General features: G+C 68.6%; 9 protein-coding genes. 3 read left to right on the plus strand and 6 right to left on the minus strand.

The features are described 5' to 3' along the window. Positions 1–33: 33 nt before the first annotated feature. Together J2847_RS12280 and J2847_RS12285 are read right to left on the minus strand one after the other, a co-directional pair. On the minus strand, positions 34–2,244 hold the full coding sequence (locus tag J2847_RS12280) for a helicase-related protein (RefSeq protein WP_233474480.1): 2,211 nt from the start codon (positions 2,242–2,244) through the stop codon (positions 34–36). Continuing rightward, entirely contained in the window at positions 2,241–3,080 is an 840-nt protein-coding gene (locus J2847_RS12285) for a TrmH family RNA methyltransferase (RefSeq protein WP_325169391.1), read from the minus strand. Before J2847_RS12285 ends, J2847_RS12280 begins: the two co-directional genes overlap by 4 nt. 181 nt (positions 3,081–3,261) lie before the next feature. Here J2847_RS12285 and J2847_RS12290 point away from each other — a divergent pair, with 181 nt between their 5' ends. Together J2847_RS12290 and J2847_RS12295 are read left to right on the plus strand one after the other, a co-directional pair. Beyond that, positions 3,262–4,341 (plus strand): patatin-like phospholipase family protein, encoded by a 1,080-nt coding sequence (locus J2847_RS12290; protein WP_209779248.1) that lies wholly within the window; start codon positions 3,262–3,264, stop codon positions 4,339–4,341. Between the two features lie 294 nt (positions 4,342–4,635). Further along, positions 4,636–5,658 (plus strand): hypothetical protein, encoded by a 1,023-nt coding sequence (locus J2847_RS12295; protein ID WP_209779249.1) that lies wholly within the window; start codon positions 4,636–4,638, stop codon positions 5,656–5,658. Between the two features lie 216 nt (positions 5,659–5,874). Here J2847_RS12295 and J2847_RS12300 read toward each other — a convergent pair whose 3' ends face one another. Both J2847_RS12300 and J2847_RS12305 read right to left on the minus strand, forming a co-directional pair. Beyond that, on the minus strand, positions 5,875–9,003 hold the full coding sequence (locus tag J2847_RS12300; protein WP_209779250.1) for an efflux RND transporter permease subunit: 3,129 nt from the start codon (positions 9,001–9,003) through the stop codon (positions 5,875–5,877). A 3-nt stretch (positions 9,004–9,006) separates the two neighbouring features. Then, positions 9,007–10,206, minus strand: coding sequence for an efflux RND transporter periplasmic adaptor subunit (locus J2847_RS12305; protein WP_209779251.1), 1,200 nt, complete (start codon positions 10,204–10,206; stop codon positions 9,007–9,009). 258 nt (positions 10,207–10,464) lie between these two features. On the opposite strand from J2847_RS12305, the gene J2847_RS12310 reads away from it, so the two are divergent. After that, on the plus strand, positions 10,465–11,505 hold the full coding sequence (locus J2847_RS12310; protein ID WP_325169392.1) for a lytic transglycosylase domain-containing protein: 1,041 nt from the start codon (positions 10,465–10,467) through the stop codon (positions 11,503–11,505). A gap of 75 nt (positions 11,506–11,580) precedes the next feature. On the opposite strand, the gene J2847_RS12315 is transcribed toward J2847_RS12310, so the two are convergent. After that, complete coding sequence (locus J2847_RS12315) at positions 11,581–13,431, minus strand: putative bifunctional diguanylate cyclase/phosphodiesterase (RefSeq protein WP_325169393.1); 1,851 nt, start codon at positions 13,429–13,431, stop codon at positions 11,581–11,583. Further along, positions 13,428–15,884, minus strand: a complete 2,457-nt coding sequence (locus tag J2847_RS12320; RefSeq protein WP_209779253.1) for a diguanylate cyclase — start codon at positions 15,882–15,884, stop codon at positions 13,428–13,430. Before J2847_RS12320 ends, J2847_RS12315 begins: the two co-directional genes overlap by 4 nt. Positions 15,885–15,913: the final 29 nt, after the last annotated feature.

Here is a 15,913-nt window from a genome sequence, read left to right on the forward strand (position 1 = left end):
CGCAAGGCCAGCGACACCGTTCAACGACACAGGTCAGCGTCGTCTTGGCCCGAAGCGCTTGCGCGGTGCGCCCCGGAAACCGGCGGCGGGCGGCGGTTCGCGCCGCCGCGCGCGCGACGCCAGCCTTTCCGACAGGCGCTGGCCGATGGAGTCGCGGGTGGAGCGCACGCGGTCGCGGTCGGGCAGGTTGCGGGGAAACTTGCGCGCCGCCCAGAAATAGAGGTCGCAGGCGCGCGACAGCCCTTCCAGCGCGTCGGCCTCCAGCCCGTCGAGCCGAGGCGGGATCAGCCGGCCGAGTGGCAGGGCCTCTCCCGATTCGATGGCGTCGAGGATGGCGGCGAAGGTGGCGGCGTCGGCGGAATCCTCCAGGTCGGCCGGGGCGAGCAGCAGGTCGAGCCGGTCGGCCAGTTGCAGCCGCCGGGCGTCGAGCAGCAGCGCCGCCCGGCGCAGGCCCGACAGGTCGGACAGCCGGAAGGGCGATCCGCTCACCGCCGCGTCGGCGAAGCAATCGACCAGCAGCCGGGTTTCCCCGGTGCCGATGTGGGCGGCGAGCCGGGCCAGCATGGCGCGGGTCGGGCGGACGGCGAGCGGGGCGTCGGGGCGCAGCCGGTTGTCCGGGCGCTCCAGCAGCTGGCGGAGCTGTCCCGGCGTGCCGCGCGCGACGACGCCGTAGAAGCCCTCCTCGAACTGGCCGAAGCGGCCGGCGCGGCCGGCGATCTGCTTGACCTCGGTGGCGGTCAGCGGACGGACGGCGGTGCCGTCGAACTTCTCCAGCGCGGTGAACAGCACCCGCCGGCAGGGCAGGTTCAGCCCCATGCCGATGGCGTCGGTCGCCACCACCACGTCGGCATCGCCCGACAGGAAGCGGGCGGCCTCGCGCCGGCGGACGGCGGGGGCGAGCGCGCCGTAGACCGTCGCCACCGTCAGGCCGCGCGCCAGCAGCGTGTCGCGCACGGAATGGACCTCGCGCCGGGAGAAGGCGATCAGCGCGTCGCCCGGCTCGATGTCCGGCCAGTCCAGACGCTGCTCCAGCGCGGTCAGCGGGGTCTTGCGGTCGAGTTCGACCACCTCCAGCGGTTCGGCCAGATAGGCGGCGGCGCGCTCGACCAGCGGACGCACCTCGGGCGCGCCCAGGATGTAGACGGTGTCGGCCGGCACCCCCATCAAGGCGGCGGTCCAGGCCCAGCCGCGGTCGGGGTCGGCCAGCATCTGGATCTCGTCGATCACCGCGACCTCGACCGGGCGGTCGGGATCCATCACCTCGATGGTCGAGGCGGTGTGGCGGGCGCCGGGTGTGCGGATCTCCTCCTCGCCGGTGACCAGCGTGGTCGGCGTGCCCTCGGCGTTCAGGCGCTCCATCACCTCCAGCGCCAGCAGGCGCAGCGGGGCGAGGTAGACACCGTCGCGGGCGGCCTTCAGCGCGGCGATGGCGCGGTGCGTCTTGCCGGAGTTGGTCGGGCCGATGACCAGCACCAGCTTGCGGTTCAAACCGCGCGCCACCGGGAACAGCCGTTCGAAATGGGCGAAGTCGAAATGGCGGTCGACATAGGCGCGGCCGCGCGATTCCGCCCGCTCGCGGCGCCACAGATCGTGCTCGCGCTGCCAGCGGTCGAGCAGGTCGTCGGCATCGAAGCGGTTGCGGGCGGCGCGGCTCAGCCGGTCGCCGAAGGCGGCGAAGGTCCAGGCGTCGGGCGGCTCGCCGATCTCCTCGGCGTAGGCGCGTAGCGCGGCGGCGACGCGCGACAGGGAATCGTCCAGCGCGCCGGCCAGGGCGGGGTCGTGCTCCAGCCGGCTGGCGAGGGTGCCGTCGTCGAGGTCGGCCAGTTCCAGCGCATCGAGGCTGCGGCTGGCCTGGAGGCGGACGGGCAGGGGCAGGCCGGGCCAGCGCAGCTCGTCGGTGCGGACGGCGCGCACGCGGGTGCGGTCCTCGGCCGACAGCAGGGCGGTGCGGCTGTCGGCCAGCGCGCGGCGTCCCTGGGCCAGCAGGGCGTCGCGTCGCCGCGCCCGGTCGATGCGGCCCTGGATCTCCAGCAGGATCGCCGGGCGCCGGTCGGCCGGCACCAGCAGGTCGCGCTTGCCCTTGGGCAGCGGCAGGCCGAGCGGGACGAGCCCGCGCCCTTCGGCGTCGATCATCCGCGCCAGACCGGCGGCGGCCAGCGTCGTCACCTCCGGATGCGAGGAGGCCAGATCATGCACCAGATGCGGGTCGGCGGCGGGGACATCGTCCATGGTCGGATCGGTCATCGGCTGTGGTCCGGTTCGGCGATGGGGCCGCTGATGGGGTTGGCGGCGAAATGGTGCAGGACGATGCCGCTGGTCGTCGCGACGTTCAGCGAATCGAAGCTTCCCGCCATCGGGATGCGCACCGTGCGGGCGCGGGCGAGCAGGGCGGCGGGTAGCCCCGGCCCCTCGGAGCCGAACAGCAGGGCGGCGCGCGGCGGCGGCGGCAGGGCGGCCAGCGTCTCGGCGCCGGCGGGACTGAGCGCCACCGCCTCGAACCCGGCGGCGTCGAGCAGGGCCAGCGGATCCTCGCCCGGCGCCAGCCGCGCGGTCGGAACCAGCAGGGTGGCGCCGACCGAGACCCGGATCGCCTTGCGGTAGAACGGGTCGCAGCAGCCGGAATCGAGGATCACCCCGTCCGCCCCGAAGGCGGCGGCGTTGCGGAAGATGCCGCCGAGATTGTCGTGGTTGCCGATGCCGAACAGCAGGACGACCCGCGCCCGCTTCCCCGTCGCGGCCAGCAGATCGGCGGCGGCCGGCAGCGGCGCCTTCTCGCCGAGCGCCAGGATGCCCCGGTGCAGCGGGAAGCCGGCGATGCGGTCCAGCACCGCTTGCGTCGCGGTGTAGACCGGCGTGCCCTCGGGCAGCTTGGCGATCAGCGGGGCCAGCGCCTCGACCCGCTTGTCGGCGATCAGCAGCGACAGCGCGCGGTGGTGCCGCGCCTCGACGAGGCTGCGGACGACGACGGCGCCCTCGGCGATGAACTGCCCGTCGCGCCCGACCAGATCGCGTTCGCGCACGTCCCGGTAGGCGGCGATGCGGGGATCGTCCGGATCCTCGATGGGTATGATCGTCGGCACAGGTCGTCCAGTCGCGGCGTTGCGGAAAGGCCCATGCTTAGAGGATTCCGCCGGGGCTTTCCATGTTGCGGCCCTTTGCCGCCCATATCCGCCTCGGCCTTGGCCGAAAGGCGGGGCACCCTTGTCGTCGCCGTGGCGGGCTCTCATGTTGCAATGCAGCATCATCGTGGGGATCCGCATCATGGCGAAACTTGCGAAGCTCTGGGGCGCCCTGCGGCGCCGGCCGGGCGGCGCCGGGGCGACCGTTCCGGCTCTGCCGCACCCGACCCGTCCGCCTGCCCGCCCTTCCGTGACGGGGCCGACGAAGCGTCTGGCGCTCGCCCTCCAGGGCGGCGGGGCGCACGGCGCCTTCACCTGGGGCGTGCTCGACCGCCTGCTGGAGGAGGACATCGAGATCGCCGGCGTCAGCGGAGCCAGCGCCGGGGCGATGAACGCCGCCGTGCTGGTCCAGGGCTGGGCGCGCGGCGGCCGGGAGGGGGCACGGGCGGAACTCGACCGCTTCTGGGAGCGGATCAGCGCCGCCGGACGGCTCGGCCCGATCCAGCCGGGGTTGAGCGCCTGGATGTTCGGCCGCTGGAACGTCGACCACACGCCGGGCACGCATCTGCTCGACTGGGCGCGCCGTTGGATCACGCCCTACCAGCTCCAGTCGGCCGACTTCCATCCCCTGCGTGCGTTGCTGGGCGAACTGATCGAGCCGGACCTGATCCGCTCGGCCGGGCTGCGGCTGTTCGTCAGCGCCACCAACGTGCGCAGCGGAGGACTGGCCCTGTTCGACGAGACGCAGGTCGGCGTCGACCATCTGCTGGCCTCGGCCTGCCTGCCGCACCTGTTCCGCGCGGTGCGCATCGACGGGCAGGATTACTGGGACGGCGGCTACATCGCCAACCCGGCGGTGTTCCCGCTGATTCGGGCCTGCCCCGGCGTGGACGTCGCGCTGGTGACGATCAACCCGCTGACCGTCCCCGACACGCCGGAGGACGCCGCCGGGATCGCGGCCCGCCTCAGCCAGATCACCTTCAACGCGCCGCTGGTGCGCGAGCTGCGGGCGCTGGCGGCCTATGGGGTCGAGTCCAACCTGCATCTGATCGACGCCGACGCGGAGCTGCGCGATCTCGGCGTCTATTCGAAGATGATGACCGACTGGGCCTTCCTGTCATGGCTGCGCGAGGCCGGGCGCCGGGCCGGCGACCGCTGGCTGGAGAGGAATTTTGACGCCGTGGGCGTGGAATCGACGCTGCGCTCGCCGGCCTTCGTATGAGGTTGCCTTCGGTTGCTTTGGGGCACCGATGGAAATACAGGAGCCTTTATGATTGTTCTTAACATTCACGTGAAATCGAGTTGGCGCACGTAGCGCTCTACGACGCTCATCGGCCGTTTGAAAAATAACCTGACACGGCAGGTCATATCCATATTGGAGCATTGATTGTTTCATTGACAATTTATTCGTATTTTTTGCACAATTTTGGATGATCTGCTCTCCTTGATGACCAGGAGTGAGCGTCAATCACAGCTATCAGTGTTAAGCATAATGAAATAATGTCGGAGAAGGCGAATGGAAAGGGAGTCTTTGGAGAAGGGCGATACTCAATCCTCAATCGGTGAAATCACCAGAAACAAAGAAGATGAAACAAAAATAATTTCAGATTTAAAGAAAAGAATACTACATCATAAAAAATCATCCACATTACATATGATTGCGACCATATTTTCTATATTTGTTTGTCTTAGTATATTTGTTGGTGCAGATAAAATAAATAATAAAATTTTAGATTATATTTTTATGACGGATGCGGAAATCAAGGCCAACGAAAAACTCAAAGAGGCAGAAGCCCGGATATATGAATCTTTGGCTGTTCTTGGAATTGAATTGGCAGCTATAATAAGGAATTTGCCAGATGACCTAAAGCCGGCAATTCAAAAATTGATAGATAGGATCAATAGATTTGATGACGGGAAAAAGCACTCTCCAACAAATTTTGACTTTCATCCTAATGCAAGAATGATAAGCCCTGCATCGTCTCAAATTAAAAGAAACTTGCCAGTTGAAAATTATATAAATGTGCAATCTTACACACAAAATCAAAATGAAATAGATAAAACAATTGCAGCAAAAAAAGAAACTTTGGCTATTCTCGATACTATAATCGGTAAAATGAAACAAAATACTCCGGATGTTGTTATAGAAACATCTAAAATAGATTATGATGCAAGGATAAGGGTGGCGGAAATCGAATCAGAATCAAAAGAAAAAATTGCTGAATTGGAAGAAGCAAAAATTCATACAGTTGAATCAGAAAATTCTTCAAGAATTGAGATGATATCAAATACGGTAACTTCGGGTATAACAAGAATTGGATCTCTATTTATTCTTGTGTGGGTGGTAAGAATATTCAATGCAAACCGCCAAAGACAGAATTCTCTCGCAGAATTTTATCAAGCGGTTCTGGATTATAAAAATTTCAGGCATGCCGATCCATCTCTGAAACTGGCGGATTTGCTGCCTCCACGTCCTCGGTTTCGCGAACCGGGGGACGATATGTTAATCCTGGCAACCGAGATCGCTAAAGGCCGTTAGAGGAAAACAGTGCTTTTAGGGAAATGAGAAAATCCAGTCGAAATACTGTTTGAATGAGGCGGCCAAGCGAGCGGCCCGATCCCAGAGCGGCAACCCGTCTCGATCGGGTTTGGCTTGGTCGTATGCGTGTTGCCGCGCTTGCGGCTGCGGATGCCCGGATCGAGTTCCGGACATGGCGACGATTGGAAAAGGCAAGCCACCCGGACAGCGGGTGAGTCACTCCGCCGGCCGGACGCGCGCGTCCGGGTCCTGGTGGGCGAAACGGCGCTTGAGGCGGCGCGACAGCCCGTCGAGGTAGCTGAGGATCACCGGCACCACCAGCAGCGTCAGGATGGTCGAGGAGATCAGCCCGCCGATCACCGCGTGCGCCATCGGCGCCCGTTGCTGCGCGCCTTCGCCGATGCCGAGCGCCAGCGGGATCATGCCGAAGATCATCGCCATGGTGGTCATGACGATGGGGCGCAGGCGGATGATTCCGGCCTCGACGAGGGCGGTCCGCAGGTCGGCCCCCCTGGCGCGGGCCTGGTTGGCGAAATCGACCAGCAGGATGGCATTCTTGGTCACCAGCCCCATCAGCATGATGAAGCCGATGGCGCTGAAGATGTTCAGCGTCGATCCGGCCACCAGCAGCCCGAGGAACACGCCGACCAGCGCCAGCGGCAGCGACGCCATGATCGCCAGCGGTTGCAGGAAGCTGCCGAACTGCGAGGCGAGGATCAGGTAGATCAGGATCACCGCCAGCGCGAGCGCCTGCGCCGCGTAGCCGCTGGTCTCGGCGATGTCCTTGGTCGAGCCGCCGAAGACGATGCGGTAGCCGGGCGGCAGTTCGATTCCGGCGATGGCCGCCTGCAACTCCCCGCCGGCGTCGCCCGCCGCGCGGCCCTGGACGTTGGCCGACACGTTCACCTCGCGCTGAAGGTCGCGGCGGTTGATCTGCGAGGCGCCGAGCGTGGTGGAGACGCTGCTCACCTGCGACAGCGGGACCATGCGCGGCGTGCCGTTGGCGTCGGCCGACCCCGCCAGATAAATCCGGTCGAGGTCGGCGCGGCCAACGCGGTCGCCCTCCGGCAGGCGGACCAGCACGTCGTAGCTCTCGCCGTCGGGCGCTTTCCAGCTCGACACCTTGTCGCCGGCGAAGAGCGGGCGCAGCGTGCTGGCCACCTTGGCGGTGCCGATGCCGAGGTCGCTCGCCAGATCGCGGTCGAGCCGGACCGACAGGGTGGGCTTGGCGGCCTTCAGGCTGCTGTCGACGTCGACGAAGCCGCGGATGCCGGCCATGGCGTCGGCGACCCGCCGGGCGATGCGGTCGAGTTCGCCGATGTCGCGGCCCTGCACCGACACCTGGATCTGCTTCTGCACGCCGCCGACACCGGGAATGGCGATGCCGACGATCACGCCGGGGATCACCGCCATGCGGTCGCGCAGCAGCGGCGCCAGATCGTTGGGCGAGCGCTTGCGCCGGTCGATCGGCACGTAGCGGATGTAGACGCTGCCCCGGTTGCGGCCGACCGACACGCCGGTGTTCACCGTGGCGTAGGTGTAGGCGACCTCGGGGAATTCGCGGATCGCCGCCTCGACCTGCCGGACCTTGGCCGCCGTGTAGTCGAGCGAGGATCCGACCGGCGCCTCGATTTCGACGATCTGCTCGCCGAGGTCGGCGGCCGGCGCGAACTCCACCCCGATGCGCGGCACCAGCGCGAAGCTGCCGACGAAGACGACGAGCGCGCCCAGCAGGACCACCCAGCGGTGGCGCAGGCTCCATCCCAGCGCCCGGCCGTAGCCGTGCGACAGCGCGTCGAAGCCGCGCCCGAAGGCCCGCGCGAAGCGGCCGAAGACCCCCCGCCCGTGCCGGCCGTGGGCCGCCGGGTCGTACCAGACGCTCGACAGCATCGGGTCGAGCGTGAAGGACACGAACAGCGAGATCAGCACGGCGGCCGAGACGGTGACGCCGAATTGCAGGAAGAAGCGGCCGATGATGCCGCCCATGAAGGCGACCGGCAGGAACACCGCGACGATGGTCAGCGTCGTCGCCAGCACCGCCAGCCCGATCTCCGAGGTGCCGTCGAGCGCCGCCTGCCGGTGGCCCTGGCCCTTGGCGAGGTGGCGCATGATGTTCTCGCGCACCACGATGGCGTCGTCGATCAGGATGCCGATGGCGAGCGACAGCGCCATCAGCGTCATGACGTTCAGGGTGAAGCCGAGCGCGGCCAGCACCCCGAAGGTGCCGAGCACGGCCACCGGCAGGGTCAGCGCGGTGATCACCGTGCTGCGCCAGGAGCCCAGGAACAGCATGACGATCAGCACGGTCAGGACGCCGCCCTCGACCAGCGTCTTCTGGACGTTGTTCAGCGAGCCGGTGATGCCGCGCGAGCTGTCGCGCACGATCTCCAGCACGACGTCGGCGGGCAGGGCGCCGCCGGCCTGCTTCAACTCGGCGATGGCGGCGTAGAGGCCGCGCGCCACCTCCACCGTGTTGGCGCCCTGGACCTTGACGATGTCGACGGCCAGCGCCGGAGCGCCGTTGAACAGCGCCAGCGAATCCTGCTCCTCCTGCCCGTCCACCACCTCCGCGACCTGACCGACGCGCACCGGCGCGCCGCCGCGCCGGGCGACGATGAGGTCGAGGATCTGGCGGGGATCCTTCACCCGGCCGTCGACCTGGACGACGCGCTCGCTGCCGTTGCCCGACACGGTGCCGGCCGGCATGTCCTGGTTCTCGCCGGTGACGGCGCGGATCACCTCGTCGACGCCGACGTTCAGCGCCTCCAGCTTCTCCGGCCTCAGGCGCACCTGGATCTGGCGCTTCACCCCGCCGGCGATGGTCGCCTTGCCGACGCCGCGCACGTTCTGCAACCGCTTCAGGACGATCTGGTCGGTCAGCGTCGTCAGGTCGCGCAGGGGGCGGATCTCGGACTTCACCGCCAGCGACAGGATGGGCTGGTCGTCCGGGTTGAAGCGGGTGATCTGCGGGTCCTTGACGTCCTCCTGGAAGGCGGCGCGGATCGCCGACACCTTCTCGCGCACATCCTGCAACGCCTGGACGGAGGAGGTCTTCAGGTCGAACTCGGCGATCACCACCGACTGGCTCTCGTAGGAGCGCGAGGTCAGCGTCTTGATGCCGGCGATGGTGTTGACGGCGTCCTCGACCGGGCGGGTGACGTCGGTCTCCACCGTCTCCGGGCTGGCTCCGGGGTACTGGGTGGAGACGACGACGACCGGGAAATCCACGTTGGGAAACTGGTCCACGCCGAGGCGGTTGTAGGAGAACAGCCCGAGCACCATCAGCGCCACCATCATCATGGTGGCGAAGACCGGGTTGTCGACGCTGATGCGGGTGATCGGCATGGTTCAGGGGCTCCCGCCGCTCTCGGTTCCCAACACGGTGCCCAGCACGGTGACGGGGCGGCCGGCGGCGAGGCCCGGCAGGTTGCCGGTGACGACGCGGTCGCCGGGCGCCAGCCCCTCCACCTGCACCAGATCGCCGCGCGACCACAGGCCGGTCCGGGTGACGGGGCGCCGCTCGGTGCGGCCGTCGACGATCACCAGCGCGTAGTCGCCCTGCGCGTCGTGGCGGACGGCGACCGGCGGCAGGGCCAGCGCGTTCTCCGCCTCGGCGACCAGCGCCTCGCCGCTGGCGAACATGCCGCCGCGCAAGGCGCCGTCGGCGTTGTCGAGGCTGACATAGACCGGAATGGCCCGGGAGCCTGCCCGCGCCATCGGGTTGATGCGGGCGATGGTGCCGACGAAGTCGCGCTCGCCGAAGCCCTCCACCCGCAGCCGCACGGTCTGGCCGGTCCTCAGCCGGGCGACGTCGTCGGCCGGGACGGTCGCCTCGACCTCGACCCGGCTGAGGTCGACGACGGTGAAGAGCGCGGCGTTGACCGCGAGATTCTCCCCCGGATTGACCGAGCGCGTCGCCACCATCCCGTCGATCGGGCTCAGCACCACCGCGTCGCGCAGCGCCTTGCGCGCCAGCTCGACCTGGGCCGTGAGCGCGCCGACCTGGGCCTGCTGGACCTGGAAGCTGCTCTGCGCCTGATCGAGGTTGGTGTCCGAGACGATGTCCTTCCGGTGCAGGGCGATGTTCTTGGAGCGGGTCTTCTCCGCCAGCACGAGCTGCGCCCTGGCGCCCTCCAGGTTGCTGAGCTTCTCGTTGAGGCGGGCGGTGAGGTCGGCGGTGTCGAAGCGGGCGAGCACCTGCCCCTTGCGCACCGGCTGCCCCTCGCGGACCGTCACCTCGACCAGCCGGGCGGCAACCTCGGCCTTGACCGCCGACTGCTCCATCGGCGCCACCGAGCCGCTGAGCCGCACCGTGTCGGTCAGCCGGCGCGGCGCCATGCGCGTGACCTCCAGCCCGGCGAGTTCGACCGGGCGCTCGGCCGGCGGCTGGGCGGGCTGTGCGGTGGAGGCGGTTCCGCCGGCATCCCCGCCGCCGCGGGCGCGCCACAGGACGCCGGCGGCGGCCAGCGCCACGATCAGCAGGACCAGCCACAGCCAGCGGAAACGGCGCGGAGCGGCGGGGGTGTCGGTGACGGTGGGCGCGGTCATGAAGGAGGGGTCCTGCTGTGGCGTCTTCAGTAAGAGCGGCAACGATGTTCCGTCAAGGTTCTCATCAATACAGACCTTCGAAATAAGAACCAATCTATGGAGATTTGCCGAAAATCCATATTGCGCCGACGATCATCACAGATGATTGACCTGGATCAGAGGAAACGGCCGTGTTGTCGCTTGACAGGTGGCGGCTCTACACCGAAAAAGCGGCCTAACACTTTCGATCCCCCGCGCCAACAGCACGGAAAATCCCTCGTGGTCAAACGACATCTCGCGACGATCCCCGCCGCCGGTGCCTTGCTGTGCCTTGCTCTGGGGCTTGCCGGCTGCGCCTCCGAAGGGCCGCAGACGGTGGTTGCCCCGCCGGTCGAGACGGCCTTCGTGCCCGACCCCAAGGATCCGCTGGGCCGCTGGGCGCATCTGATCCGCGAGGCGTCCGAACGCTACGACATGCCGGAGAAGTGGATCCGCGCGGTCATGCAGCGCGAGAGCAACGGGCGGGCCACGGCGGCGAACGGCAAGCCGCTGACCAGCTCCGCCGGGGCGATCGGCCTCATGCAGGTGATGCCGGGAACCTACGAGCTGATGCGCTGGCAGTACGGGCTGGGTCCGAACCCGGCCGACCCGCGCGACAACATCCTGGCCGGCACCGCCTATCTGCGCGAGATGTACGACCTGTTCGGCGCGCCGGGATTCCTGGCCGCCTACAACTGCGGTCCGGCCTGCTACGCCGGCCATCTCGCCGGCAAGCAGAAGCTGCCGCGCGAGACCCGGCAGTACATCGCGGCGCTGACCCCGGTGCTGCGCGGCTCCGCCCCGCGCGAGCCCTCGCAGTCGGCGGGCGCGTCCGCCATCGAGGTGGCGGTGGTTCCCAACGACGCGCCGAAGCCGACGCGGACGGCCGGAGAGGTCGTGGTCGCCCTGGCGCCGCCGCCGGCACCGGTGGAGAGCAGGCCGGAGGCGGCGCCCGTGGCCGTCGCGTCGGCCGCCGCTCCGGCCGCTGTCGTGGTCGAGCCCAAGCGGATGGATCCGAAGCCCGCCCCCGCTTCCACCCCCGCGCCGGTGGTGGTCGCCAGCGCCGAACCGGTTCCGGCTCCGCGTGGCGCGCCGCGCCTCGGTCAGGCGCCGGCCCGCTCGGTGGAGGCGCAGGTCGCCGAGGCGCTGCTGACCCCCCAGGCTGTGGGCAGCAACCAGCGGGTGGTCATCCGCTTCGTGTCTCAGCGTCCCAACGGCTGCGGCAGTCTGAAGGGCAAGGACAAGATGTGCGTGACGGTGGCCAGCCGGGAAGGGATGTGACGGCCTGACACCGGCCCCCACACCGGCCCTCAAACCGGCCCTCAAACCGGCCGCCGCCACGCGCGGGAGCCCCGGTCACGCCGGTTCGCGAGCCACCGGCGAGTAACCGCCCGCGGCCAGCCAGCCCTCGAAGGCCGGTGCCGTGAGCGGGCGCGCCATCAGATAGCCCTGGCCGATGTCGCAGCCGTGGTCGCGCAGCCAGTCGTAGACCGCGACGGTTTCGATTCCCTCCGCAACGACCTGATAGCCCAGGTCGTGGGCGAGGTCGATCGTCGAGCGGACCATGATCTGGTCGCTGCGCTCGCTCGCGAGCGAGCGGATGAAGCGCTGGTCGATCTTGACCACCGTCGCGGGAATGTCCTTCAGGTAGGACAGGGCGCTCTGCCCGGTGCCGAAATCGTCGATCTCCACCTCGATGCCGAGATGGCGGAGCTGGTCGAGCTGCCGTCCGGCTTCGGCCCGGTCCATCATCAGCGCGCTTTCCGTCACCTCGAAATCGATCCAGCCCGCCTCGACGCCGTGGCGGTCGAGCATGGCCGCCACACGGGAGGCGAAGGTGGCGGAGGCAAGGTCGAGCATGGAAATGTTGATCGAGATGGGCAGCCGCAGCCCGCGCCCATGCCATAGCGCCACCTGCGACAGCACGGCCGTTGTCACCCATTCGGTGAGCGGCCGCACCAGCGCGGTCCGCTCGGCCAGGGGAACGAACTCTCCGGGAGAGATGGGGCCGAGCACCGGGTGGGTCCAGCGCAGCAGCGCTTCCGCCCCGACGCAGGCGTTCGTCCGCAGATCGATCTTGGGCTGGTAGAGAACGCTCAGCTGGTCCCGCGCGGTGAAGGCATCGGTCAGCCCCCTGAGAACCTGGAACGCCCGCTGGGAGGCCCGATCCTGCACCGCATCGTAGCGGCACCAGGGCTTCTGCTCCTGCAACGACTGGTGCGCCGCGCTGGTGGCGGCCCGCAGCAGTTCCACGCTTCCAGCGCCATCGCCATCGCCGGGGCATCGGGTGCAGCCGATGCCGCCCGACGCCGCGAAGGGCACATTCTGGAACAGGAAGGGCTGCCGCAGCGTGGCGGCCAGGCGGCCAAGCGTGCCCTCCAGATCGGCACCCTCCCCATCGGGAAGCACGCAGGCGAAGCGGGCGGCCGACAGGTGGTAGAGCTTGGCGCGCGCCGGCAGGTTTTCGCCGATCCGCCGGGCCGCGTCGACCTCGAAGGCGTCGGCAGACACTTGCCCCAGCACGCGGGTGAGTTCGGCGTACTGGTGGGATGCGGCGGCATCGACGACGACGATCGCCGCCCGTGGCACGGGCTGTCCGGAATCTTCCAGCCGCGCCGCATCCGCGAGGAACGCGTCGATGTCCTTCAGGAAGCGGAAGCGGTTCGACAGCGCCGTGAGGGGATGCAGGTAGCCGACGGCCCGGCGCGCCTCGATGTGGGCCATCACCATGGCCGAGAGGTCGCGGAGCGATTCCTCCTCCACCGGGGAGAGCGAGGGGCGGGCCTTGCGGTCGATCACGCACAGGGTGCCGAGCGCCAGCCCATCGGCCGTCCGCAGCGGCGCGCCGGCGTAGAAGCGGATGTTCGGGTCGCCGGTGACCAGGGGATTCGCCGCGAACCGCGCATCGAGGCTGGCGTCGTTGACGACGAAGAGCCCGTCGGAGGAGAGGGCGTGGGCGCAGAAGGCGAACTCGCGGGGCGTCTCCCGCGCGTCCAGTCCGATCCGCGACTTGAACCATTGCCGGTTCTCATCGATCAGCGAGATCAGGGCGATCGGGGCGTCCAGCACCTTGGCCGCCAGCCGGGTGATCTGGTCGAAGGCCGCCTCGGGCGGAGTGTCGAGCAGTTCGAAACGCCGCAGGGCGGCCAGACGATCCCGCTCGTTGATCGGAACCGCGGCCGGTTGCATCGGTGGAGGAGACGTCACGGCGTCTGTGTTTCCTGTGTTCGTTCTGCGATCGCGTCGCCCGACGTCAGCCCGCAGGCGATGCCTTCGGGCGGGTTGGTCTCCCACACCCTCGCCCGGTCGGCGAGGTTCCTTGCCGCCAGATCGGCGAGTTGCCGCAGCCTCGCCAACCGGGACTCCGCGAACGCCGGCCTCGCCTTATAGTCGATGACGCACAGCGCGCCGAGCCGTTTCTTCGTCTCGGGGCAGATCAGCGGGACGCCGGCATAGAAGCGGACGCCCGGCGGTTCGGTGACGAGCGGATTGCCGGCGAAGCGGAAATCGGCGGTCGCGTTGGGAACGACCAGGGATTCCACCGCGCCTGCCAGAAGATGGGCGCAGAAGGAGGCGGCGCGTGGCATGCCGCCGCTCTCCATGCCCGTGCGCCCGGCGAAGGTCAGCCTGTCCCGCCCGGCCAGGGTCACGAGGGCGATGGGGGTTTCGAACGCGTTGGCGGCGAGGCGCGAAATCCGGTCGAGCTCCGGATCGTCCGGCCCGGTCAGCCCGGCGGCCAGATAGCGCTCGAAAGCGTCGAGACGGGAGTCCTCATCCTCCGGGAGAAGCGGCGGAACGGGCGATGGCGGCACGTCCGTGGACAGCGTGACCCGGTTGCGGCCTGCGTGCTTGGCGGCGTAGAGCGCGCTGTCGGCCGAGGCGACGAGCGTCGCGGGTTCCAGCCTGTCGCCGTCCGGCGGCACGGTGGCGGCCACCCCGATGCTGACGGTCACGACCCCGGCCGGCCGGTTGCCGGCATGCTCCAGCGCGAGCCCCTGGATGGCGGAGCGAAGCTGCTCGGCCAGTTCGACGGCGCCGGCCTCGTCGGTGTCGGGGAGGATGACGGCCATTTCCTCGCCCCCGTAACGGGCGGCGAGATCGCCGGGCCGCCGGGCCAGCCCGGCCACGGTGGCGGCGACCCGGCGCAGGCAGGTGTCCCCCGCCGGATGGCCGTAGGCGTCGTTGAAGAGCTTGAAGCGGTCGATGTCGATCAGGAGCAGCGCCAGCGGCGCGCCGGTCCGGTGCGCCCGCGTCCACGCGCGGTCCAGCGCCTCGTCGAACGAGCGCCGGTTGGCAAGGCCGGTCAGGCCGTCGGTGCGCGCGGCGACGGCGAGCTGCTCCTCCAGCCGCTTGCGCTCGGAAATGTCGCGCGCGACCACGACCACGGACTCGGGATGCCCCGTGCTCTCGCTTGCGACCGTTCGCGCCGTCGCTTCGATCCAGTCGGGCTGGCCGTCGGGCTGGCCGTCGGGGTGGGCGATGCGGTAGGCCACGGTGACCGACCGCGTGCCGCCGCGCAGCGAGGCCATGGCATCGCCCAGGGCCGGGAGGTCGTCCGGCAGGACGCCCTCGGCGATGGAGCGGCCGACCATGTCCTCCGGTCGCCGTCCCAGGACCTGCTCCGACGCCGGGGAGGCGTAGCGGCACAGGCCATCGAGGTCGATCCGCACCACCGCGTCGCTCGAATTCTCCGCCAGCAGCCGGAAGGTCGCCTCGCTCTCCCGCGCGGTCTGTTCGGCCGCGCGGCGGCGCGCCAGCTCGCCCAGCAGCACCAGCGTCGTCGCCACCGTCGCTCCCGCCAGCGCCAGGGTCGCCAAGCCGACGATCACGGCCTTGCGCCACCAGGCGGCGTAGATCTCCCGGACGCTGAGGGCCACGTTGATGACGGCGGGCACGCCTTCCAGCCGCCGGTGCGAGTACAGACGCTCCTCCCCGTCGATCGCGGCGACCGCTGTGAACTGGCCGCTCGGGGACGCCATCATCTTCGGAATCGCCGGCCCCTTGCTGAGGTCGCGCCCGATCTGTTCCTCGCTGAAGGGGCTTCGCATGAGCAGGCAGCCATCGTCGCGCAGCAGCGTGATCGAACTGCGGGCGTCAAGCTGGATGCGTTCGAACAGCTCCCTCAGGGCCTCCACGCGGATCACCCCGAGCACGACGCCGGCGAAGCCGCCGTCGGCGCGCGACCAGCGCCGGCTGAAGCCGATGCTCAGCGCGTCCCCGGCCAGCCGGCTGCGATAAGGTCGGCTGACATAGAGGCCGCTGACGGGGGTGTCCCGAAGCGCGGTGAAGTAATCCCGGTCGCCCAGGTTGGGGAGCGGCTTTCCCCTATCCCCACGCGAGTCGAAAAGAACGTCGCCATTCCCGTCGAGCAGCAGGACGGCATCGAGGTAATGGGCGGACGCGATGAGGGGCTCCAGCAGCTCCGGCCGGAAGCGCGGGCTTTGCACCGTGCCTTCGGCCCGGTCCAGCATGTCGAGCGTGGTCTGGAGCGTGAGGTCGATCAGCCGGATGTCGGAGGACAGATCATGCTCGATCGCCTGCACGAGATTCCGGCCGGCCTCGCTCGCCCGCTCCCAGGCGTCCAGCCGGGAATCGTAGAGCGTCATGGCCATGAGGGCGGCGACACCGGCGGCGAGAAGCAGGCTGGGGAGGGCGGCCATCCGTGCCGGGGGCTGTCGCCGTCGCAGGC

Origin of the sequence: Azospirillum agricola (assembly GCF_017876095.1) — a bacterium.
In the GTDB taxonomy this organism is placed as follows: Bacteria; Pseudomonadota; Alphaproteobacteria; order Azospirillales; family Azospirillaceae; genus Azospirillum; species Azospirillum agricola.

Excerpts from the sequence above, each read along its gene's own strand:
- J2847_RS12280 (WP_233474480.1), bottom strand. The coding sequence starts at position 2,244 with ATGACCGATCCGACCATGGACGATGTCCCCGCCGCCGACCCGCATCTG.
- J2847_RS12290 (WP_209779248.1), top strand. The coding sequence starts at position 3,262 with ATGGCGAAACTTGCGAAGCTCTGGGGCGCCCTGCGGCGCCGGCCGGGC.
- J2847_RS12295 (WP_209779249.1), top strand. The coding sequence starts at position 4,636 with ATGGAAAGGGAGTCTTTGGAGAAGGGCGATACTCAATCCTCAATCGGT.
- J2847_RS12300 (WP_209779250.1), bottom strand. The coding sequence starts at position 9,003 with ATGCCGATCACCCGCATCAGCGTCGACAACCCGGTCTTCGCCACCATG.
- J2847_RS12305 (WP_209779251.1), bottom strand. The coding sequence starts at position 10,206 with ATGACCGCGCCCACCGTCACCGACACCCCCGCCGCTCCGCGCCGTTTC.
- J2847_RS12320 (WP_209779253.1), bottom strand. The coding sequence starts at position 15,884 with ATGGCCGCCCTCCCCAGCCTGCTTCTCGCCGCCGGTGTCGCCGCCCTC.